This window comes from Ruegeria sp. P10 (assembly GCF_056534925.1).
In genome coordinates this window covers 34,067-56,034 of record NZ_JBQERJ010000013.1, presented here as the reverse complement: position 1 = coordinate 56,034, position 21,968 = coordinate 34,067, and the positions used below count along the sequence as shown (strand labels likewise).

The 21,968-nt window shown below is 56.9% G+C and carries 16 protein-coding genes; 7 read left to right on the top strand and 9 right to left on the bottom strand.

The window, feature by feature from the left end; genetic code table 11:
* Positions 1–44 precede the first annotated feature (44 nt).
* A complete protein-coding gene (locus ACR0FB_RS18790; protein ID WP_480621586.1) occupies positions 45–971 on the bottom strand; it encodes a glycosyltransferase family 2 protein in 927 nt (308 codons plus the stop codon).
* Positions 972–1,278: 307 nt separating this feature from the next.
* Here ACR0FB_RS18790 and ACR0FB_RS18785 point away from each other — a divergent pair, with 307 nt between their 5' ends.
* Positions 1,279–2,715, top strand: coding sequence for a lipopolysaccharide biosynthesis protein (locus ACR0FB_RS18785; protein WP_480621585.1), 1,437 nt, complete (start codon positions 1,279–1,281; stop codon positions 2,713–2,715).
* The gene (locus ACR0FB_RS18780) at positions 2,716–3,984 is read left to right on the top strand and encodes a glycosyltransferase (protein WP_480621584.1); all 1,269 of its coding nucleotides are present in this window, start codon (positions 2,716–2,718) and stop codon (positions 3,982–3,984) included.
* 7 nt (positions 3,985–3,991) lie between these two features.
* On the opposite strand, the gene ACR0FB_RS18775 is transcribed toward ACR0FB_RS18780, so the two are convergent.
* Both ACR0FB_RS18775 and ACR0FB_RS18770 read right to left on the bottom strand, forming a co-directional pair.
* Positions 3,992–5,122, bottom strand: coding sequence for a glycosyltransferase family 4 protein (locus ACR0FB_RS18775; RefSeq protein ID WP_480621606.1), 1,131 nt, complete (start codon positions 5,120–5,122; stop codon positions 3,992–3,994).
* 47 nt (positions 5,123–5,169) lie between these two features.
* Complete coding sequence (locus ACR0FB_RS18770) at positions 5,170–6,675, bottom strand: PepSY-associated TM helix domain-containing protein (RefSeq protein ID WP_171725038.1); 1,506 nt, start codon at positions 6,673–6,675, stop codon at positions 5,170–5,172.
* 156 nt (positions 6,676–6,831) lie between these two features.
* Here ACR0FB_RS18770 and ACR0FB_RS18765 point away from each other — a divergent pair, with 156 nt between their 5' ends.
* Positions 6,832–7,902, top strand: coding sequence for a glycosyltransferase family 2 protein (locus ACR0FB_RS18765; RefSeq protein ID WP_480621583.1), 1,071 nt, complete (start codon positions 6,832–6,834; stop codon positions 7,900–7,902).
* Positions 7,903–7,910: 8 nt separating this feature from the next.
* Positions 7,911–9,941: a glycosyltransferase family 39 protein gene (locus tag ACR0FB_RS18760; protein WP_480686178.1), complete on the top strand. Its 2,031-nt coding sequence runs from the start codon at positions 7,911–7,913 to the stop codon at positions 9,939–9,941.
* A 9-nt stretch (positions 9,942–9,950) separates the two neighbouring features.
* Here ACR0FB_RS18760 and ACR0FB_RS18755 read toward each other — a convergent pair whose 3' ends face one another.
* The 6 genes from ACR0FB_RS18755 to rfbF form a co-directional block, all read right to left on the bottom strand.
* On the bottom strand, positions 9,951–11,987 hold the full coding sequence (locus tag ACR0FB_RS18755) for a B12-binding domain-containing radical SAM protein (protein WP_171725036.1): 2,037 nt from the start codon (positions 11,985–11,987) through the stop codon (positions 9,951–9,953).
* A 104-nt stretch (positions 11,988–12,091) separates the two neighbouring features.
* Complete coding sequence (locus tag ACR0FB_RS18750) at positions 12,092–12,457, bottom strand: GtrA family protein (protein WP_171725035.1); 366 nt, start codon at positions 12,455–12,457, stop codon at positions 12,092–12,094.
* 32 nt (positions 12,458–12,489) lie between these two features.
* A complete protein-coding gene (locus ACR0FB_RS18745; RefSeq protein ID WP_480621604.1) occupies positions 12,490–13,368 on the bottom strand; it encodes an NAD-dependent epimerase/dehydratase family protein in 879 nt (292 codons plus the stop codon).
* Complete coding sequence (locus ACR0FB_RS18740; RefSeq protein ID WP_480621603.1) at positions 13,368–14,600, bottom strand: methyltransferase domain-containing protein; 1,233 nt, start codon at positions 14,598–14,600, stop codon at positions 13,368–13,370. Before ACR0FB_RS18740 ends, ACR0FB_RS18745 begins: the two co-directional genes overlap by 1 nt.
* Positions 14,597–15,676: a CDP-glucose 4,6-dehydratase gene (gene rfbG / locus ACR0FB_RS18735; RefSeq protein ID WP_480621602.1), complete on the bottom strand. Its 1,080-nt coding sequence runs from the start codon at positions 15,674–15,676 to the stop codon at positions 14,597–14,599. Before rfbG ends, ACR0FB_RS18740 begins: the two co-directional genes overlap by 4 nt.
* Positions 15,673–16,446, bottom strand: a complete 774-nt coding sequence (gene rfbF / locus ACR0FB_RS18730; RefSeq protein WP_171725031.1) for a glucose-1-phosphate cytidylyltransferase — start codon at positions 16,444–16,446, stop codon at positions 15,673–15,675. The genes rfbG and rfbF overlap by 4 nt, the downstream gene beginning before the upstream one ends.
* 672 nt (positions 16,447–17,118) lie before the next feature.
* Here rfbF and ACR0FB_RS18725 point away from each other — a divergent pair.
* The 3 genes from ACR0FB_RS18725 to ACR0FB_RS18715 all read left to right on the top strand — a co-directional run bounded on the left by ACR0FB_RS18725 (position 17,119) and on the right by ACR0FB_RS18715 (position 21,931).
* The gene (locus ACR0FB_RS18725) at positions 17,119–18,606 is read left to right on the top strand and encodes an NAD(P)/FAD-dependent oxidoreductase (protein ID WP_480621601.1); all 1,488 of its coding nucleotides are present in this window, start codon (positions 17,119–17,121) and stop codon (positions 18,604–18,606) included.
* 483 nt (positions 18,607–19,089) lie between these two features.
* Positions 19,090–21,057: a hypothetical protein gene (locus ACR0FB_RS18720; RefSeq protein WP_480621600.1), complete on the top strand. Its 1,968-nt coding sequence runs from the start codon at positions 19,090–19,092 to the stop codon at positions 21,055–21,057.
* 64 nt (positions 21,058–21,121) lie between these two features.
* On the top strand, positions 21,122–21,931 hold the full coding sequence (locus tag ACR0FB_RS18715; RefSeq protein WP_171331822.1) for an FkbM family methyltransferase: 810 nt from the start codon (positions 21,122–21,124) through the stop codon (positions 21,929–21,931).
* Positions 21,932–21,968: the final 37 nt, after the last annotated feature.

Here is a 21,968-nt window from a genome sequence, read left to right as displayed (position 1 = left end):
GTGTGCATTCCTTTACTGCTTCAGAAGGTTTGTATCATGCCCAATCAGGGTCTGAGATGCAGCCGTGAGATCATGTCGGCGATCAATCCCAATGACCAGATCATGATCGCAGCAAGGAACGCGAACACCGTGGTTCCGCTGAGGTTCAGGTAGGTGAGGTCGATAATGAACTTCACAGCCCCCAGAGCAAAAAACACCAGCCCCATAGGGATGAAAACCCGCAGCGGATTGAACAATGTGCTGATCCGCAAGATCAGGATAATAAAATTGATGAAGTCGATCGGCCGGATTTTCGATTTGCCCACCCGCTTGCCGTATTCGATCGGCGTATAGATCATCCGCTTGCCGTTCGAGGTCATGCACAGCGTGATCGTGGTGGTGAAGGAAAAATTCTGCGGCAAGAGCGGCAGGAACGGGATCAGCTCGGATTTGCGAAACACCCGCAGGCCGGAATTCAGATCGTTGATCTTGCGCTCGGCCAGGAACGAGGCAAAGGCGAACAGGAATTTCTTGGCGGGCCGGCGCAGCAGCGGCACGTTCTTCATCGCCGCGCCCCGGTCGCCCACGACCATGTCCTGATCGCGGCACATGGCCAGCATTCCGGGCAGGTAGCGCGCGGGATAGGTGCTGTCGGCATCCAGAATGGCCACATATTCATGCTGCGCCATCCGCACCCCGCGCTTGAGGCTGGCGCCATAGCCGGAATTGACATCATTGAAGGTGACGGTGGCACCGCTGGCCTCGGCCTCGGCGCGGGTGTTGTCCTGGCTGGCATCGTCCACCACGATGATCTCGTAGGGAATGCCCAGCGGTTCGAGATGGGTGCGCACGTCCTCGACCGTGTGGCGGACGGCGTTTTCCTCGTTATAGGCGGGGATGACCACGCTCAGGCTCATGCCGGCGGTTTCCGATGCGATCAGCTCTTCGGGTGTGGTGCTGTTCGTCTCCATCGGCTCTGCGACTTTGTTCATGAAAATGAAAACCTTTTATTCACTCAATAATCCCTGCCCCAGCCCCCGCTGCAAGAATTGCGTGGCGCCTGGAACATGACGGGCATAATTCCCTGTATTGCGTATAGTATTCGAACACGTACAGACTGAACATAGACAATAAATTTGACCAAATTCGACCGTTAAGGCGTCAAGTTTGCAATTGCGCATACTGTGCGCAACAGGTGTGAGTGTTTGAGCCATGTGTCCATCGGCACTTGGCGGGGTTCGGGCAACAGGAAGGAAACGGGTGTCAGGGCGGCAGAGTTTCAGCAGCGGAGTTGCCTGGATGTCGGCCGGTATCTGGGTCGAGCAGGCGTTCAATTTCATCATTTTTGCCATTCTTGCCCGTATTTTAGGGGTCGAGGCCTTTGGTCTTCTGGCGATGGTTACAGCCTTTGTGCTGTTTTCCGAATTCCTGGTCCGTGAAACGATTTCCGACATTCTGCTGACCCATGAGGCGCTGTCACCAGAGCGGTTGAACTCGGTTTTCTGGCTGTTGGCGCTGCTGGGGGGTGTGTTGACGGTTGCGCTGTATCTGGGGGCGGGGCCGGTCTCATATTTCTACAATGAGCCGGTTGCGCGCGAATTGTTGATCGGATTGTCCCCAACGGTGCTGATGATTTCACTGACGGCGGTGCCGGTTGCGATCCTGCGCCGGGAAATGCGGTTCCGTGTTCTGGCCATCCGTGCAGCGCTCGGCGCGGCGGTCGGAGGGGTCGTGGGCATTGGCATGGCGCTGTCCGGATACGGGGTCTGGAGCCTGGTCGGTCAGCGGCTGGCGATGACAGCCACCAATATCGTGATGGCCTGGGGGGCGGTCTCCTGGCGCCCGGCATTCCATGCGTCGCGGGATCACATGCGCAGGGTCTTGCATTTCAGTCACCGGATTCTGGGCCTGCGCGCGGCCGAACTGGCTGCGGTGCAATCGCCTGCGGTGATCATCGGCGCGATGCTGGGGCCGGTTCCGGCGGGGTATTATGCAATCGCCTGGCGCGTGATCGAGACCGCCTCGTTCCTGATTATCACACCGCTGCGCACCGTGGCGCAGCCTGCCTTTGGTGCGGCGGCGCGCGATGGTGGTCCGGCGACGGATTTGCTGATCGACGTCATGCGCCTGACCGGGTTTCTGGCCTTTCCGGCCTTTGCCGGGCTGGCGGTTCTGTCGGAACCGGCGCTGGTGCTGCTGTTCGGTCAGAAATGGGCTCCGGCGGCTCCGGTCCTGAGCCTGATGTCGGTGTTTGGCATGTATCTGTGCGCCGAAAAGGTGCAGCAGACCTTTTGTCTGGCGGCCGGTCAGCCCGGTCGTCTGGCGGTTCTGTCCTGGGTCGAGGTGGCGCTGGCGGCGGGGGTGATTGTGGTGCTGGCCCCGTATGGGTTGCCGGTCGTCACAGCCGGTTTTGTGGCTGTCTTTCTGCTGGTCTGGCCGCTCAAATTTGCCAATCTGGGGCATATTGCCGGGCTGTCCGGGCCGGCTTTGATGCGGCAGCATCTTGCGCCGCTTCTGCTGTCAGGGGGGATGGTGGCGGCCGTGCAGGGGGTCATGTGGCAACTGGACGGCCTGTCCCCGGCTTTGCTTTTACTTGCCGGTACGGTGACGGGTGTTCTGGCCTATGGTTTGCTGGCTTTTCTGTTCCAGCGGGACAGGCTGCGCCTGCTGGTTTCGATGCTTGGGCCGCAAGGCGGGCACCTGCCTGCGGCTGACACTCAAGGAATTGAGAGATAGATGAAATCGTTACGCATTTTGATGTTCACCACATTTTATCCCCCCTATTCCTTTGGCGGTGACGCCATCGGCATTCAGCGCATGGCGCGGGCGCTAGTGGCGCGCGGGCACGACGTGACGGTGGTGCATGACGAAGACAGCTATCTGATTCTGGGCGGCAAACCGCAGCCCGAAGGCACCCCTGACGGGGTGCGGCGGATCGGGCTGCGCAGCCGCAACGGCATGATGTCGAACCTGCTGACCCAGCAACTGGGCCGTCCGGTTGTCCATGCTGCCCGCATCCGCGAGTTACTGGCCGAGCGGAAGCCGGATATCATCTGGCACAACAACACATCCCTGATCGGCGGCCCCGGCCTGTTGCCGATGGGCGAGGGGTTGAAAATCTATGAAGCGCATGAACACTGGTTGGTCTGCCCCACCCATGTTCTGTGGCGGCATGGGCGCGAGCTGTGCGATGAGCGCCAGTGCCTGCGCTGCGTGTTGCAGCACAAACGTCCGCCGCAGCTCTGGCGGTATACCGGTGCGCTGGACCGGGCGCTGGATCACATGGATCTGATCATTGCCAAAAGCGAATTCAGCCGCGCCAAACATCGTGAATTCGGCCTGCGGCAGGACATGCAGGTGCTGCCCTATTTCCTGCCCGACCTGGATCAGAGCGCCTTGCCGGAACCGGCGGCGCAGGAACGCCCCTATTTCCTGTTTGTCGGGCGGTTGGAAAAGATCAAGGGGTTGCAGGATGTGTTCCCGGCCTTTGACCGCTATCCCGACGCGGATCTGCTGATCCTGGGTGATGGTGACTATGCGGATGAGTTGAAGGCACAGGCCGCAGGCAATGACCGGATCAAATTCCTGGGCCGCAAGACGCCGGACGAGTTGAACGCTTACTATCGTGGCGCACTGGGGCTGATCGTGCCCTCGGTCTGTTATGAAACCTTCGGCATCATCCTGATCGAAAGCTTCCGGCTGGGCACGCCGGTGATCGCCCGGCGGCTGGGTCCGTTCCCCGAGATCGTGGAGCGGGCAGGGGGCGGGGAACTGTTCGAAACCGAAGATGATCTGATCGCAGCCATGCGCCGTTTTCAGAACAGAGGTGCCGCGCGGGATCAGATGGCAGCAGCGGCGCGGCAGGGGTTTGAGACGCTCTGGCGTGAAGATCAGGTATTGGGCCGGTTCGGCGCGGCTTTCGCGCAGGCCGCGCATCGTGCAGGGCGGGCCGATCTGGCCCATGCCTTGGAAGCTGGTGCTTTCGAGAACGGCGCGGCGGATTGACCGGGGGTTATCCCCGCCCGGCCAGTTGCCGGTACAGCTTTTCAAACCCGCTATGCACATGGGCTGGCGAGAACCTGTCTTCTGCACCGCGCGCCGTGGCATTGGCGCTTAGCCGGTCATATTCGGCGCGGTCGATGCAAAGATCGCGCAGCGCCTGAGACAGGGCATCAAGATCATCGACCGCACACAGGCGCCCGACATCGCCATCCACCAATTCACGCACACCGCCGCAATCGGTGGCGATCACCGGCAGCCCGGCGCGGAACGCCTCGACAATTGAAATCGGCAGGGCCTCCCACCGGGAGGTCAGCATATAAAGATCCGAGGCCGCGAGATAGGTGGCGACATCCGAGATCACCCCGGGGAAACGGATGATGTCGGAAACCCCGGCCTGTTCGGCCCAGGCTTCGACCTGGCCGCGCAGCACGCCTTCGCCCCCGACGATGATCCGCAGACCGGGCAGATCCTGCCGCACACGCCGGGCCACTTCGATCATCGCGTCGAGGCCCTTTTGGCGGTCCAGACGGGACAAGGACAGAACCAGATGTGTGCCATCTGCGCCCAACAGTTCGCGCCGCAGGGCATCCGCAGCTGCCGGATCGGCGGGCGGGTTGGGACGTACCCCCAAAAGCATCACCCGCGCCTTGTCGGGATCGACCTGGCGTTCCAGCAGGGATTGCATGACGGTTTCGCTGGGGCAGATCGCCAGATCGGCTTGCTGTCGGCAGGCGCGGGCCACCGCGTTGAGACGGTCGGGCGACGAGCCGTGATAGGTCATCACAATGGGAATTCCCATTCCCAGACTGGCCAGACGAGCCGTCAGAAGCGGGGCGGTTTCATGCGCATGGATGATATCGACCTTATGGTCCTTGAGCGCCCGCCGCAGGGTCAGGGCCGAGCGTACCAGCCAGTAAAGCCGCGTCACAAGGCCAAGCTGGCCGTTGGCAGCGTGATCGCTGACACGGTCGAACCGCAAGGGCAGAAACAGACTACCATCCTCGGGGGCAGTGGTTTTCCCGGGAGTTCCGGCTTTGATTACCTTGTGCCCATGTGCCATCAGCGAGGTGCTGAGGTCATTGATATGGCGTTGAATGCCGCCCCCGAAAGAGAAGAAGGAACAGGTCTGCAGGATACACAACCCGGCGGACTGAGTATCCCGGTTGATTAAAGGCGGCGGGGCTTCGCTTACCAAAGGGGTCGTCCTAGGCGGAAGGTGGCGGTTCTTGTGTCTGTATCCGGTTTTTGCAGATGGGCAACGATGGTGTTTTCCATGTCCGAGGGCAGTAGCTGAAAAGATGCTATGGCAGTCTCGCCTGTTTGCATGACCTCACGCGACTGCACCTCGTTCCCATTGAATTCGATGGATACGGTTTCGACATTGGGCTCGCTGATCCGCAATTCGATATCCAGGGGGGTGTCACGTCTGAGTGGTGCGTGCATGAGCATCCAGACCACCGAGGGCGGCGCATCAACTGCAAACGCGCTGGTTTTAGAATGGGATCCGGGGCCGAAGCGGAGAACAGCAACCGCTATGATACCCATCATGAGCAGCAAATACGCCCACCGGGTCCATCCCATGCCTCGCCAGATCCGCCTGATCGGACCGAGATGCGCCGCTTCGGGGGCAAGTCGGCCTGCAAAAATCAAAGCGCCGGTGACGGCGAGGCAGGTCGTAATCAGCCCGAGGACGATCCACAGCGCCATCGAATATGCCTCACCCCAGGTGCCGAAATGCAGCATGTTCATCAAAGGCTTCCAGTAGGCGAGCCCGCTAACCTCGCTTGGGGTGTAAGCTCCCAGAACCTCAAGCGTCACGGGATCAATCGATACGTTACTTGGCCCAAAAAAAACCGAATGCCCTGCGACATGTCCGGTGAACCCGAAAGAACCAGTTGGTTTATCTGGTAGGAACATGATGAAAGGCTCGAATCCGGGCAAGGCTTGGCGCGCGTGCGCTTCGGCCTGATCGATAAGGTCTGAACCGAAATTGGCTGGCAGGACGGTTTCACGTGGGACGGGTGGTTTGGGCTGTGGCTGGGTGCCTTCATACCCCAGGCTGCCCAATAGGAAATAGAAACTGGTCACGGCGGTCAAAATCAGGAGTGGCGCTGACCATAGAGCTGTCAGCCGGTGTGTACTGCCCGCCCATGCGCGCAATCCGGAAGCGTGGCTGGGCCAGCGGAAAAACCCTTTCCAGAAACGCCGATAGGTGATGAAGCCGCTGATGATCTGAAACAGCAAGATCACGGATGTTGCGCTGACCAGCATGAACACAGCCCGCTTTTCGGTCAGGAAAGTATCATGCAAGTCTCGCAGGATTTCGCGAAACCCATTGGGCCGCGTCTCACCGACGATGGTACCGGTTACCGGGTCTGTCCAGAAACTGACATTCTCTCCCCAACCCGTGCGACCAAAAGTGCGATCCGCAAACCAGGGGGTTGGACGCTTGATCATCAGAAAAACGCCACTCTCGGGGTGGGTCTCTTTGATGCCGTCATAAATCATGCCGAAGCTGGCGGTGCGCTTTTCCTTGTCGATCGTGTTCCAGATGTCCGGGCGGCCGATTGATTCAAGTTCGAGCCCGGCGACAAGCAGTGTGCCGGTCAGAAACATGAATGCGAAGAAAAGCGACAGATGCAGTCCCAGCCAGGTGTGGAGTTTGAAAAGTGAATTGCGGATTTTGCGGTTCATCTGAATGTTTGTCTGTCTACAATGTCTGGGAACACTAAACGCAGTAATCGTTCGGGAAACAATGGCAAGATAGCCTTGTCGCAGAAGAAGGGCGAATTTGACTTTTGATGTTGCGATGCGCGCTCGTTATTCCATGGTATTCCTTTAGGTTAGGTGTTGTGCGAATCCCAAACTTCGCGGGATGGTACAATTATACCCAGGTATTGGTGGGGTAAGCGGTGCTGTTTGATGTTAAATAGAGCTATGAAAACCGTTTCTATTGTTTCTCCATGTTTCAATGAAGAAGACAACGTGGCGAATTGTTATGAGGCCGTAAAGTCGATTTTCGACGAGAAGCTGCCGGGCTACAGGCGCGAGCATATTTTCATCGACAATGCTTCCTCTGACCGCACCGTAGACATTCTGCGCGAGATTGCCGCAAAGGACCAAGACGTGAAAGTTGTGGTCAATGCCCGTAATTTCGGGGTGTTCCGGTCAACCTTCAACGGATTGCGCTATGCAACCGGTGACGGGGTCGTCGTCATGCTGCCCGTTGATCTACAGGATCCGCCCGAGCTGATCCCCGAGTTCGTTGAATTGTGGGAAAGCGGTTACGATGTGGTGGCTGGTGCCCGCAGCACCCGCGAGGAGGGGTTTGTAATGCGCAACGCACGCGGCCTTTTCTATCGGATCGTCAATGGCCTGTCGGATGTCTGGCTAGAGCCATCGGTCGGAGAGTTTCAGTTGATTGATCGCAAAGTGCTGAAGGCGGTTTTGGCACACAAGGATCACTATCCCTATATCCGCGGAATCATTGCAAGTTGCGGTTTTCGCCGGATCATCAAGCCTTATGTCTGGCAGGCGCGGAAAAACGGTTTGACCAAGCATAGCCTGATGGCGCTGACGGATCAGGCTCTTAACGCAATCTTTTCCTTTACGCGTGCACCCATGCGGTTCTGCACGATCAGCGGGCTGGTGATCGCCGCAGCATGTATTCTGTTTTCTCTAATTTCCGCAGTGCTCTTTTTCATCAATCCCGACCAAGCGCCGCGCGGGACAACAACCATCATCGTTTCCCTGTTTTTTCTTTCAGGGATTCAGATGCTGTTTATTGGGATGCTCGGGGAGTACATCACATCGATCCATAATCAGGTGCGAGGTGGTCCTATCGTTACTGAGCAAGAACGGATCAATATCGAAGGCCCAGCTTTGGATCCCGCACTGAGTAAAGACGAGCACTTGGCGTGATTTTATGCATGAAACGGGGATTTCTGTGCTGTCTTGCACTGGGATCTGTCATCTGCACAGGACCTGCATTGGCTGCTGACGCCCCTGTCACCAATGCGACGTTGGTTGAGCTACGCTGGTGGTTTTTCGGCATGTTCGCCGGCTCTTTGCTGTTGCTGAGCTTTTTTTGGGCACGTGGGCAGGGTCTGTTTGGTTTTCTGGCCGCTCTGGTTCTTTTAGGCAGTTCCGCCAGGTTGAGGCTGACACAACCCCTTTGGTTTCCGAGGTTGGATATCTCGAGCAATCCGCCTGAAAATCTGATCATGCTGATGATGCTGGTAGCACAAGCAGTGCTGACGGGCGCTGTTCTGATGCGCCCTTCAGGCAGGGAGGCCGTCAGGTATCTTTTTACCAGAGCGGGGCTTGCCCGACTGTTTTTTCTGATGGTTCTGGTCGCGGTTTTCTGCCTGTCTGCAACACCTTATGTGGCCTATGGCTATTATGTGGCTTTTGGGTTGCAGATCGGCGTCGGCGGTGCATTATCTCTTGTTCAGATGGCCACGCTGGTCTCCATGTTCGCCGTGGCGGGTCCTGATTGCATGCCGCGCATACCGGTGTCCGCTCTAGCGGTTTTTACAGCGGTGGCCAGCGGCATTCTTGCATGGACGGCGTTCGACCGGGTTCCCCATGTCGAAGATGAGCTGGCTTATCTTTTTCAGGCACAGACCTTTGCGGCTGGCACGCTCTGGGCTCCGGCCCCGCCCGAAGCGGCACACCCCGCGCTGGAATATTATCTTCTCGAAATACATGAGGGCAAATGGATCAGTGTTCCGGCACAGGGCTGGGCCATCGTTCTAAGCCTTGGGGTTCTGATCGGGGCGCCATGGATGATCAATCCGATCCTGACCGGGATATCGGTTTGCTTGGCCCATGAAATTGTCCGGCGGGCCGTCAGCCGGGAACGCGCGGATATGGTCGCGTTGCTTATGGCAACCTCACCTTGGGTGCTGGCTGTTGGGGCCACGCTGATGAACCACGCGCTTATGCTAGTGACGATCTTACTGGCTTGGTGGTGTTTAATCCGGGCCGGAAAGGGGGTTCGTCGGGCGGTATTATTGGCATTTGTCGCCGGGTTGGCCTTGGGATGGGGGTTTGTCACCCGACCGTTAGACGGGTTGATCGTGGGTGGTCTGACTGGCTTGTGGTTGCTACGCCGACTGCCCGGCGGGATTGGGCAGGTGCTTGCCTGTGGTATCGGGGGTGTCTTGTCCGCGTCTGCCGTTTTTCTGCTCAACTACGCGATCACGGGCGATCCGTTGTTGACCGCGCAAGCCGACTATCTCAGTCGCCTGTGGCCGGACACGCAAAACGCATTTGGGTTTGGCGAGAATGTAGGCCCGCCTGCCCAGAGCTGGGGTGCGCTGGATATCTGGATCGGACACAGCCCCGCCGAAGCCGTGTTGAACCTGATCAATGCGATTGCATCGCTCAACCTTGAGCTTCTGGGCTGGACATTCGGATCTCTGGTTCCGATCTGGGTTCTTTTGATCTGGGGTAAAAGGCTGAGCGGTTTCGACCGGGCGATGTTTGTGGTGTTAGTGGCGCTTGTCGGCGTGCTGTTCTTTTATTGGTTTACGGGCACATTCTATCTTGGCCCTCGGTACTGGCATACGGCATTATTGCCAATTCTGGTTCTCTCAGCTGCTGGGGTCGAGGCAATCAATGACCGGTTGCCCGAACGGCATCGTGGCCGCCTGCAGTGCGTCATCCTATTGCTGTGTGCGGTGTCTGTTGTCAGTTTCACCCCATGGCGGGGGGTGTCGAAATACAATGGATATGGTGGCTATACCGGCGACATAAGACGGCAGGCTGCCGGGCTTGGAAACGCTCTGGTCTTTGTCTCGACACAGGGCGATATCGGGTCTGCACTTTATCTCAACGACCCGTTCCTGCCCGAGGGCAAGCCGATTTTCCTGCGCGATATGGGCCCCGAGCAGAACGCAGACATCATCGCGGCCTTCCCGGGCCGCGACGTTGTCTATCTGGGGGATGAGGAATAGGCCCGGGGCCTATTCGGCTGCATGTCGGTTTTCGCCTGTCACGAAGTCGCGCCGGAAATCATTGGCAAACATCGTTCGGGTAAACCGGCCGAGCCCCGAGGCATGCTCGCCAAAGGTTTCGATCCGTGACAGCAGAGTTGTTTTAACGCGTGGGTCGACCTGCGTCTGGAATTTGCGTGGCGCGTCGAACTGATGATCGGTCAGGGCGCCCTCATATCCCGAGTTCCGCCAGGCCTCGACATCAAAGGATGAGCTCCAGATCGGTTCGTGCTCCAGAGTTTCCGAGAAGGGCACATGCAGCATCACGGCACTGTAGTAGTTGATGATTGTATCCAGCATCGCATGAGCTTCGTGATCACCTTCATCCAGCAGGTCTGAGATGGCCCGCTTCAGGAAAACAAGCGCTTCGTCCAGTACAATGAACCGGCCAATCATCGAGTATTTGCTGAGCAGATTGCCCCCCAGTTCACCGCTGATCAGGTCATCGTAATTGTCCTGAGCCCAAGCCACGCAATCGGCGCGGGTTTCAAACAGCTCAGCCTGGTTCTCTTCCAGATAACCAGCCAATGCATTGCGGAACGGCTCCGGTGCCTGATCCAGAATCTTTTGCATATGTTTGATGATCTGGAACGGTCGGATGTCCAGAGAACGCGCCAGCCGGAAGGCTTCTTCGAAATTGTCTTCATAATAGAAGATTGTCAGAAGCAGATGGAAAACACGGGTGTCCAGATAATCCTGGAACGAGAAATTCTCGGACTGGACCACCATTTCCTCGGTCTCGACCACGGTTGGCCCGGTATATTTGCCCAGGCATCGGGCAACGACCCGGTGCAGGGTTTTGAACCCGAATTTCTCGCGGCTGTCAGGATTGGCCAGTGGCGCGCCATGCAGCAGCATCAATTGGTGTGCCGCCACCCGGCTGACACCGGTTTCGATCAGCTTGTCGACAGCATCCATAAAGGATTCCTTGGTCTCACCCGGCATGCACAGGATCAGCTCGCCATAGGATTGCATGCCCTTTGAATGCAGCTCCTGCTGTACCTCGGCATAGGTGTCCAGGCTGATATTGTCGCGTTTGATGTTCTTCAGAACTTCCGGATTCAGAGACTGAACCGACGAGGTCATCGGCAACCGGCCCTTGGCCTTGCGCATCACCTTGATGATCCGGTCGCCGCGGTTCTTGCCCGTGGTTGTCCGGATGTATTTGGGCCAGTCGTACCGATCCATCAGATGGCCCAGGTAATCGGCCACCTCTTCGTCCTGCACATACATGCCGAAATTGTCATCCGCAAAGCACAGCGGGCTGGCATGGTTGATGCGGGCGACGATGTAATCCAGATCGGCCTTGGTGCGTTCAAACGAATGGCGGAACACCTTCGAATTCGATTTGACCGCCGAATTGCAGAACGCGCAGGTGAACGGGCAGCCCCGTGCCAGCTGCATCAGTGCAAACAGGCCGGTGTCGAAGAACTTGTCCATCAGCCCGGCCAGATAGGGCGAGGGGATTTCATCCAGATCGCGGATGCGGGGCGGCTCGGCCCCGCGCAGGATCTCTCCGGTTTCGGGGTGCACGTAAAGCGCGCCATCGACGGCCTCTTCCCACATGCCTTCGCGTCGGGCGCCGACATCGATGAAGCGTTGCAGCGTGCTGAGGAAAGCGCGCTCGCCCTCATAGGTGGGGCCGCGCACATGCATGTCGATCTGTGGCATGGTCCGGATCCAGCTGTCCTGTTCTTCTTCGGTCAGTGGAAAGTTGGGGCCACCCATCAGGGTCAGGCTGTCGGGGTTAACTGCCTTGGCATAATCGGCAAAGGACAGGGCCAAGTGGTGGTTCCAGGAATAGCTGGAAAAGCCGATTACATCCGGGGCGGCCGTGTCGATTGCGGTTTTGAGTTCTTGGGGATCACGGAAGATCGCGACCTCGATCGGTGCTGGGCTTTTCGCATAGGCCTGGGCGAAAGTCGCAAGATTTCCGACACCCAACGGGTAGGTGTCCGATGTTGCAGTAACGAGGTTGTGGCCGAGATCGGCAAGGTAAAGACGCATTAGTTAACTATCCTCGCGGTACAGTTCTTATGTCAAATTTCAGACTCCATGGTCAGATCGGTCTTCAATGGCTTTTATGCCAGAATATTATATTCAAGCGTTTTTCACATCTCCTGTTGCCATGGAAAGCGGTCTGTCAGTACCCGGGAAATCAGGATGAAGGCCAAGATTGCGGCCGGAAGGGCGATCATCCCCTGCGCAATGATTGGTTGAAATCCCAGGGACAGCAGGCCCTCCAAAGACAGGGCATTGAATGCATAAACCGCTAGATAGGACAGGAAATAAAATGGCAACCGACCGAGGCCCTTTGTATCGAACACAAGGCGCGCATGGGTCATGAAATTCCACAGCACGCCACCGGAAAACGAGATCACCAGCGCGACTTGCGGGGGTAGGCCAGACAGATTGAGAATGCTGAAGAGCGCATAGCCAAACGCCGTGTTCAATACTCCGACCATAGCGAAACGCATGAAAGATTTCTTGCGGGGGACAAGCAATTTCTTCACGTCTGTCCCCCTTCGAATCTGAGAATGTCGGCCACGCCCGAGATGATGTCATATTGTGGCATAAAACCGGTCTCGTCCCGCAACCGGGTCACGTCCGCCGCCAGCCGGGGCGGATCGTCCGCTGCGCGGGCGATGGTGCCCAAGCGGATCAGATCGGGCCGGTGCATCTGGTTTGCCACCTCTGCAATCAGGTCTCGAACCGGGGTCGCCGTACCGCTGGCGACATTGACCGGGCCGGTCAGATCGCTTTCCAGCACGCGCAACAAGGCGCGGGCAAGATCATCGACATGCAGGAAATCCCGCTCCTGCCGCCCATCGGTGCAATCAACCGGCCGTCCCGCCCCGAGGTTTGACATCAGATCGCCAAACAGTCGCCCCGGCGGTTCATCCGGCCCGTAGACAAAAAAGATGCGGGCCCATGCCAGGGACAGGCCAAGCGTCTGCTGGCCCGCGCACAATGCCAGACCGGCCCCGGCCTTGGCCGCCCCATAAAGGGTTCGGGGGCGCAGGGGGCTGGTTTCGATCAGCTCCGGTACCGACCAGTCATATTCAGCACAGCTTCCGGCGCAGACCGCGCGCTGGCCTCCTGTGCGTGCAAACTCCCGCACCAGATGCAGGGTGGCGGCCATCCAGTCCAGATTGGCCCCAGAAGTCCAGCGGTCGCGCGCGCCGTCATGCCAGGCCAGATGCACCAGATAGTTGGCGCGGGTTGTTTCAAGGGCTGCTGTGGTGGCCCTGGGGTCCAGCAGATCACAGGGGATGTCGCTTGCCGGGTTGCGGCCCAGCGTCACCACCTCATGGCCCGCCTGTGTCAGAGCCGGAACCGTCGCGCGTCCGATCAATCCGGTTGCGCCGGTCAGCAGAATCCGTGCCATCAGCTGATCCTGACTTCCGGCACGGCGGTCACGAACCGTACCTTCAGGTCGGACAGTTGCCCGATGACCTCATCCCGGATGTTCCAGGGCAGGATCAGCACGTAATCCGGCGGCGCCTCGCGCAGGGCTTCGACTCCATGCACGGGGATATGGCTGCCGGGCAGCAGCGTGTTCTGTTTGGCCGGGTTGCGGTCGACGCAGTAAGAGATCAGATCGGGGCCGATCCCGGCATAGTTCAGCAGCGTATTGCCCTTGGCAGCGGCACCGTAGGCGGCAACCGTGTCGCCCCGCGCCTTTGTTTCACGCAGGAAGGCAAGCAACCCATCGCGCAGCGCTTCGACCTGAGTGGTGAAATTCATGTAACCTTCAGGCCGGTCGAACTGCGCCGCCATCTCGTCCGCGCGGACCTTGGCCAGGCCCGGCCCTTCGGGGTGGCTGGCCCCTTCAAGGCAGGCGAACACCCGCAGCGATCCGCCGTGGGTTGGCAGCTCTTCGACGTCGAAGACGCGCAGGCCCGCCTTGGCAAAGATTGTCTCGACCGCCAGCAGCGACAGATAGGAATAATGTTCGTGATAGATCGTGTCGAACTGCACGCTTTTGATCAGGTTCAGAAGGTGCGGAAATTCAACTGTATAGACCGCGTCCCCCGTCAGCAGCGTGGCGATGCCGGCAACGAAATCGTTGATGTCAGGCACATGCGCCAGCACATTGGCCGAGGCAATCAGGGCCGGGGGTTTCTCGACCGCAGCAACCTTTCGGGCCAGCGCCTCGCCGAAGTAATCGACCAGCGTGCGCACACCCCTTTCCTGTGCCGCCGCCGCCACATTGCCTGAAGGTTCGATCCCCAGAACCGGGATGCCTTTTTCAACGAAATACTGCAGCAGATATCCGTCATTCGAGGCGATCTCGATCACCAGATCATCCGGCCCGAGATCGAACCGGTCGACCATTTTTTCCACGTAATCTCGGCAATGGGCCAGCCAGCTATCCGAGAAGCTGGAGAAATAGGCGTAATCGGTCGAAAAAATCTCTTCCGCCGGTACAACATCATCCACCTGAACCAACCAGCATTCGGTGCACACGCGGGCGTGCAACGGATAGACCGGGTCCGGTTTGTCCGCTTTCGCGGGGTCGACATAGGAATTGGCCAGAGGGGACAGTCCGAGATCGACAAGCGTCATCTCAAGATCCGCGCCGCAATGGCGGCAGGTGGGATGGGTCGTGCCGGTCATACCTGTCTCATACTCAGTGTTTCGAATTCGGCAATCTGGGCGTGGCACAGCTCGGTTGCCGGAGTGCCGCGGGCCCAGCCCGCATACCAGTCTGCCGTCAGCCTGACGGTGTCGTCAAAACTCAGGACCGGGCGCCAGCCAAGCAGTGCTCGCGCCTGCGATACATCCAGCCGAAGCATCTTGGCCTCATGCGGCGTATCCGCCGGGGTGTCGATATCGATCCGGCCCTGCCCAAGCGCCTTGATGACCGCCTGGGCTACATCCAGAACCGGGCGTTCATCGTCACGTTCGGGGCCAAAATTCCAGCCAGCTGCGAAGGCGGCGTCCTGTTCGAGCTTCTGGGCCAGCATCATGTACCCCTTGAGAGGTTCCAGAACATGCTGCCAGGGGCGGATTGCGCCGGGATAGCGTAATACGACACGCCCTTCATCGCTCAGACAGCCGCGCACGATATCGGGAACCAAACGGTCTTCGGCCCAGTCGCCGCCGCCAATGACGTTGCCTGCGCGTGCGCTGGCAACCCGGGCCGGGTGCGGATCGGCAGCACCCGGCGAATAATAGCTGCGCCGCATCGCGGCGGTCGCAATTTCGGTCGCCCCTTTTGATGCGGAATAGGGGTCGTGCCCACCCATCGGGTCGGTTTCGCGATAGCCCCAGACCTGTTCGACATTCTCATAGGCCTTGTCCGAGGTGGCGACCACCACAGCGCGTAGGCTCGGGGCTGCACGCAGTGCGTCCAAAAGCTGAACCGTGCCCAGAACATTGGTGGCGAAGGTCCCGACCGGCGTGCGGTAGGATCGCCGCACCAGCGATTGCGCGGCTAGGTGAAAGACGAACTCAGGATCGGTTTCGGCGATGACCCGGTCCAGGGCAACGCGATCATTCAGGTCACAGATGACCGACCGTATTTTGCATTGATCCAGCAACGCCCAGAGATTGGGTTTCGTCTCGGGGGCGAGGGCATACCCGGTGACTTTCGCACCTGCCTGGGCCAGCCAAGCAGCCAGCCAGGCGCCTTTGAAGCCGGTATGCCCGGTAACAAGCACCCTGCGTCCAGAAAACGCGCTCGCACTCATTCCCAGATTTTCCACGGTGCGTTGCCTGTGGCCCAGTGCTCTTCCAGTTCCTGACGTTCGCGAATGGTGTCCATGGGCTGCCAGAAGCCTTTATGTTCAAAGGCCATCAGCTCGCCATCGCGAGTCAGATTTATTAGGGGGCTGCGTTCCCAAGCGGTATTGTCGCCGTCAATGTAATCGCCCACTTTCGGGGACAGCACGAAAAACCCGCCATTGATCAGCCCACCATCTCCGACGGGTTTCTCGGAGAAATTCAGAACTTGGTTGCTTTGGAGTTCGAGCTGGCCGAAGCGGCGGGGCGGAGGAACTGCCGTGACGGTTGCAAGCTTGCCATGCGCCCGATGAAAATCGATCCCGGCACGAATGTCGATATCACCAACACCGTCGCCATAGGTCAGGCAAAAGGCCTCTTCATCCTTGAGAAGGTGCATGACACGGCGCAGCCGCCCCCCGGTCTGGCTGTCCTCTCCGGTATCGACCAGCGTCACGCGCCATGGTTCCGATTTACTGTTTGCAATCTCAAGCCCGCCATTGGCCAGATCGATCGTGACGTCTGAACTGTGCAGAAAGAAATTCGCGAAGTATTCCTTGATCACGTAACCCTTGTAGCCGAGGCAGACGATGAAATCCGTGATGCCGTGTGCCGCGTAGATTTTCATGATATGCCAGATGATCGGTTTGCCGCCGATCTCGACCATGGGTTTTGGAATCTTGACGGTTTCTTCGCTGAGCCGGGTTCCCAAGCCGCCGGCCAGAATAACACACTTCATAAAATTGCTCCCTCGTTAACAACGAGACTGGCTACCAATTCACTCATCGTCCCCCAGGTTTGAGACACCTGGGTTTTGCAAACATTCTCACGTATTAGGACGGCAGCGGTGCCACCCTGTCAAGATTCACCAAGCGACGAGTCGTGAGGTGCTGAATTTCCTGCTGCTCTGGCGCTCAACTATACACAATGCGAGAAAAGTCACAGCATTGTTGATGCGCCCTTTCGGTCCGTCGATACAGTGAAGGACATCACAGACGCAGCCTGAAAAAAACGGTCATGGTTCAGGTCAGGCGCCGTGCAAGAGGTGTATGGATCCAATCTATGTTTCGCTTCCGGGCGGGGAGTTTCGGCTGGCTGTGCCAGTCAGCAATCATCGTTATGTTTCAGGGCATTGTGGAAAACGCGTGCTGTTTCGGGCGGTGTGAAAGACCGTCGGTTTCGCAAAACCCAAACCGGCTTTCGGTACAGGCGACCCGGTTTGGGTTTTGCCATCGATTTGCAGAGAAGGACGCGAGTGCGGTTCGTCAAACGGAATGGTTGATTTTTCTGCACGGAAGGGGTGGAACTCAAAGCGCAGGAGCCCCGTTTCGGGAACTGACAGGATTTTGTTGTGAATCTCGGATAACCTCTTGTAGCTTTAGGTCAGTGTTTTGGTATGGGTGTTAGTCATTTGAAAAAAGATATTGTTCCCGTTGTCGTCATTGGTGGTGGTCCAGCAGGGCTGACAGCAGCCTATGAACTTCAGAAACTGAGCGACACACATGTTCCCAGGGTGTTCGAAGCCTCGGACATGGTTGGTGGCATCTCGCGAACCGAAACGCACAAAGGGTATCGCTTCGACATTGGCGGGCATCGGTTTTTCACCAAGGTGCGCGAAGTCGAGGATATGTGGCACGAGGTGATGGGGGATGATTTCATCACCGTGCAACGCCTGAGCCGCATCTTCTATCGCAACAAATTCTACGATTACCCGCTGCGTATCTTCAACGCCCTTGGCAATATCGGCCCCTACGAGACCTACAAGATCATCGGCAGCTTCATCAAATGGAAGCTGCGGCCGAAGCCGCAGGAAGACACGTTCGAAGAATGGGTAATCAACCGTTTTGGCGGACGGCTCTACATGCATTTCTTCCACAGCTACACCAAGAAGGTCTGGGGTATTCCGCCGTCCGAAATCCGCGCCGACTGGGCCGCGCAGCGGATCAAGAACCTGTCCCTGCCCAAGGCGGTCTGGAATGCGATTTCGGGGGCCAATGACACCGCCAGCCTGATCGAGGAATTCCAGTATCCACGCCTGGGCCCCGGCATGATGTGGGAAAAGACCCGTGACCTGATCCGGGAAAAGGGGGGCTCGGTCGAAACCCATTCCGAAGTGATCCAGGTGAACCGTGATGGCAATCGCGTCACCTCGATCGATGTGCGCCACTGGACTGAAGATGGCGAAAAACACACCGAGCGGGTGGAGGGTGAAGAGTTCGTCAATTCGATGGCCGTTCGTGATCTGATCCATGCTTTTGATCCGCCGCCACCGCCCGAGGTCGTCGAGGCGGCAGACCGTCTGCGGTATCGTGATTTCCTGATCGTGACCCTGATCCTGGATCACGCGGATCCGTTCCCGGACAACTGGATCTACATCCACAGCCCGCAGGTGAAGGTGGGTCGCATCCAGAATTTCCGCGCCTGGTCCGCGGAAATGCTGCCCGATCAGAACACTGCCTCGATCGGGATGGAATATTTCTGTCAGAAGGGTGACGGGTTGTGGTCCTCAAGTGACGAGGATCTCAGGCATCTTGCCAGTGAAGAGCTTGAAAAGCTTGGTCTGGCCAAGGCCAGTGATGTCATCGATCACGCAGTTATCCGGCAGCCCAAGGCTTATCCGGTCTATGACAGCGAATACAAGGACGCCCTGGACACGGTCAGCGACTGGCTGAAGACGCTGGAAAACTTCCAGACCGTGGGTCGCAATGGATTGCACCGCTACAACAACCAGGATCATTCCATGCTGTCGGCGATGTACGCCGCGCGCAATATTCTGGGCGAGGATCATGACGTCTGGGATGTCAATGTTGAGCGGTCCTATCACGAAGAGTTTGAAGCCAAACCCAAGAAAAAGAACCAGACATCTTCAGATAAGCTCAGTAACAGAGCGGCGCTCTGAATTGGGATCTTGATCATGTAAGCGGTTTTCCCGCTGCCATATGATGGGAGGCGGCGCCAGCTCGGGTAGTGCTGGTGAAGCGGTACGGCCATAAAGACTTTTTCTGTGGTTTGCAGATTGGGTATGTCGTGCCAGATCGCACGGCGTACCGTTCAAGGCCTGTTTTCGTGCTGAATATCAACTGTGCCAACCGGAACTGAAAACAGACTGGGCTTGTCCTTTGCCATTGCTGTGCTAGCTCCGCCGCTAAGTATTGAATCAGTTTCTTTTGTTCTTAATGTCTCGCTAATGCGGCGTAATTTTTTGCATTGATGCTACGTTGGGCGTGTGATCCACTCATTCAAAAAAAACTGACAACGCAACATGACTTGTATGTTATCAATAAGTTGATGGTTGAAGGAAACGGTATTCTGCAGGGTAACGGGATGTCTGCCATCGGTTAATTTTTTACCTGCTATATTTAACGAGTTTATATAAGACGTGATGGTATTTCGCCTTTCTCTGTTTCTTATTGTACTGACCGGTATCATACTGGTGGGGCAGGATATTGCGGCGACATTGTCTGCAAAGGCTGCTTTGGCAGATGGAGCCTCTCCTTATTTCGTGACGGATGAGGCGTTGTTTCTTTACATCTGGGTTCCGTTGGTCGCTTTGTCCGCTTCCGCGCTCTTTTTGGCCCCGGGGCTGATTTTAGCATGGGCTGTCCGCACGCCCAGCGATCGGTTTGAGCACTGGTTGCTTAAAGGGTTTACGCTTTCCCTGTTCGGTGTCCCCGCTATTGCGGCGCTGGTTCAGGTTGTCAGTGGCATTCAGATGACGGAAACAGCCTTTATTTTACTGATCCTGATGCTTTGCCTGCTGAGCCTTTACTTGTTCCCCGCACATTATTTTGAGCCACAGATGTTTCGGGGCAAAAGCTGGGATATTATCGGTATGATCCTGCTACCTCTGGCTGTGCTGTTGCTGATGTCTCCGAAATTCTATTGGGAGGTGTTGAATGACGACGGCGCGCACAGCTTTCTGAACGCAATGCTGTTTATTATCAGGGGCCTGCCATTCTGGCCTCCGGACTCTGGTGCAATCGGAGGGTACCCAACCCCCAAAATGATGACAGAGACATTTATGCAAGCCGGGTTTATGCGGATATTCGGGCCGTATGAAGTTTCTATTCGCCTTGCCTATCTGCCGGGTATCTCGATCCTGTTCGGGGTTATGCTGGCCTTTGTCCCCCCCACCAAGACACGCAGCAACATGCAGACGGTGTTTGGGTTGGGCATGGCTCTACTTTTGTTTTCTTTCGTGATGGCATTCAACCCATCTTACAATCCGTATTTCGCTGACATTGCTCTGCCTATGGTCCGCGAGCCGATGATCTTGCTGGGCGTATTGGGCTATATCTTGTTTTTTAGCGAACAGAAATTCGGTTGGATGGCGGCTGTATCAACGCTGGGTTTGTTGACCGCGCCGAACGGTATTCTTCTAATCGGATTTTTTCTGATATCCTATTTTCTTCTAACCCGCCCTTTTCCGATCCGACAGGTGATCGTTGGAGGGGGGATTGCTCTGGCCATTCTGATTTTGGCATCGCTGTTCGAAATGCTGTTGGGGCGGTTCGGAGTGATGAACCAGTCCACAGAGTTCAATACCGACAGCATCTTAAACCGCCTACGCTTCATTTCGATATTTGAAACTGAACGTACTCTGTTCTGGTTGTTACCCAGCGGAATTTTGCCTAGTTTGGCCTTGCTGGCCTGGCCTTGGCAAGACAAGTTGTCCAAGGCGCTGACGCTATCTGTTATTGCCTATGTTCTGTTCTTTTATATACAGGCCTACCGTATTCTGCCGCATCATTTCACGCCTGCCATGATCATACCGCTGATCGTGTTCTGGCGTCTGCGTCTGGTTCAGGCGGCCCCTACGCCAGCTCTTGTCTGCGCATTGAGCGGGTTGGCGGTCAGTCTCTGGATCAGCTGGCCTGAAACGCTGCGCCCTTTCACTCTGACCCGAAATCTGGCCGATCGAATCACGTTCGAAGTCGAATCTGGGCCATTTCCCGATACGGAGGAAATCAACGCAGTACAGACACTGATCGACGAGGCCTTCCCGCCCATCTGGACAGAGGCAGAGCTAGAAGAACGCTACATGGCCGGGGCACTGTCGGTTTACGTACATGCCAGGATGCCAACACTTAAAGATACTGCGGCGGATTATTTTATTCGAGCGACAGATACGCCGTTGCACCCTGGTGAAAGCATAATTGGCGATACGGTCGACGACTGGGTGCTGGTGGCGCGGGACAGCGCAATTTACGAAAGCGATCTGCGCAATGCCGATCAGCCGATCAGTATCGCACCAGTCTTTCATGTGCCGTTTGACATCATTTTCGGACGCGGTGCGCGTGAGGCCCCGTATCCGGTGTGGGACATCGCGAGGGTCGTCGGACTAAGATAGCCGGCAGCTGTGGAATTATGTAATTGCCCGGGCAATGACAATGGGCTGTTAAGTGGAGAACTTTATGAAGCAGAATCTTACCAAACTGGTTGAAACATACCCGTTCCTCCAGAAACCTGCCTATTTTGCGTATATCGGCGTGGTCAGCTCTCGAAACTTAAGTCGCCGTTTTGCGATGAAGAATCTTGGCTACTTGCCCAAACGGGTTTCGGACCGGGGGCAGGATATGTGGGTGATCAACGAAGTTTATAATGGCAAGCGCAATGGTTTCTTTGTTGAGCTTGGCGCGGCTGACGGATTTTCGGATTCCAACACGTTTGTTCTGGAAAAGCATTATGGCTGGACCGGGTTGCTGATCGAACCAAACCCCGTCAACTATCACCGAATTACCAACTGGCACCAGCGCACGGCAACTCCGGTTCCGTTGGCCGTTGACCCCGAACCCGGCCAGTTGGAATTCATGATCGACGGTCAACGCAGTAGCCTGCTGGTAGATGAGGCCGACAATATGAACGAACGCCGAGCCTCGAAACTGGCCAAGTTTCGGGAGAAAGGTAAAGTAGTTACAGTTGAAGCGGTGCCGTTGGATGAGGTATTCGATCGTTACAAGGCGCCAAAAGAAATCGACTATTTCAGCTTGGACGTCGAAGGATCAGAAACACGGATACTGCGTGATTTTCCTTTCGACAAATACCGTTTTCTAGCAATGACAATTGAACGCCCGACACCAGAGCTAAATGAACTGCTGTTTGTCAACGGCTATCATTTTGTACGTAACTCGCTCTACGATACGTTCTATGTCCATGAGCGAAATCCACGTTTCGATCAGGTCGAAAAATTACCGTTTGAACAATTGCCAGCAAAGCAATTTTGATTATTGGCCTCAAGACCCGGTCACGCCACGCGGGTCT

Excerpts from the sequence above, each read along its gene's own strand:
- ACR0FB_RS18720 (WP_480621600.1), top strand. The coding sequence starts at position 19,090 with ATGGTATTTCGCCTTTCTCTGTTTCTTATTGTACTGACCGGTATCATA.
- ACR0FB_RS18790 (WP_480621586.1), bottom strand. The coding sequence starts at position 971 with ATGAACAAAGTCGCAGAGCCGATGGAGACGAACAGCACCACACCCGAA.
- ACR0FB_RS18715 (WP_171331822.1), top strand. The coding sequence starts at position 21,122 with ATGAAGCAGAATCTTACCAAACTGGTTGAAACATACCCGTTCCTCCAG.
- rfbF (WP_171725031.1), bottom strand. The coding sequence starts at position 16,446 with ATGAAGTGTGTTATTCTGGCCGGCGGCTTGGGAACCCGGCTCAGCGAA.
- ACR0FB_RS18740 (WP_480621603.1), bottom strand. The coding sequence starts at position 14,600 with ATGACCGGCACGACCCATCCCACCTGCCGCCATTGCGGCGCGGATCTT.
- ACR0FB_RS18780 (WP_480621584.1), top strand. The coding sequence starts at position 2,716 with ATGAAATCGTTACGCATTTTGATGTTCACCACATTTTATCCCCCCTAT.
- ACR0FB_RS18785 (WP_480621585.1), top strand. The coding sequence starts at position 1,279 with ATGTCGGCCGGTATCTGGGTCGAGCAGGCGTTCAATTTCATCATTTTT.
- ACR0FB_RS18745 (WP_480621604.1), bottom strand. The coding sequence starts at position 13,368 with ATGGCACGGATTCTGCTGACCGGCGCAACCGGATTGATCGGACGCGCG.
- ACR0FB_RS18760 (WP_480686178.1), top strand. The coding sequence starts at position 7,911 with ATGAAACGGGGATTTCTGTGCTGTCTTGCACTGGGATCTGTCATCTGC.
- ACR0FB_RS18770 (WP_171725038.1), bottom strand. The coding sequence starts at position 6,675 with ATGAACCGCAAAATCCGCAATTCACTTTTCAAACTCCACACCTGGCTG.
- ACR0FB_RS18750 (WP_171725035.1), bottom strand. The coding sequence starts at position 12,457 with ATGCGTTTCGCTATGGTCGGAGTATTGAACACGGCGTTTGGCTATGCG.
- ACR0FB_RS18755 (WP_171725036.1), bottom strand. The coding sequence starts at position 11,987 with ATGCGTCTTTACCTTGCCGATCTCGGCCACAACCTCGTTACTGCAACA.
- rfbG (WP_480621602.1), bottom strand. The coding sequence starts at position 15,676 with ATGAGTGCGAGCGCGTTTTCTGGACGCAGGGTGCTTGTTACCGGGCAT.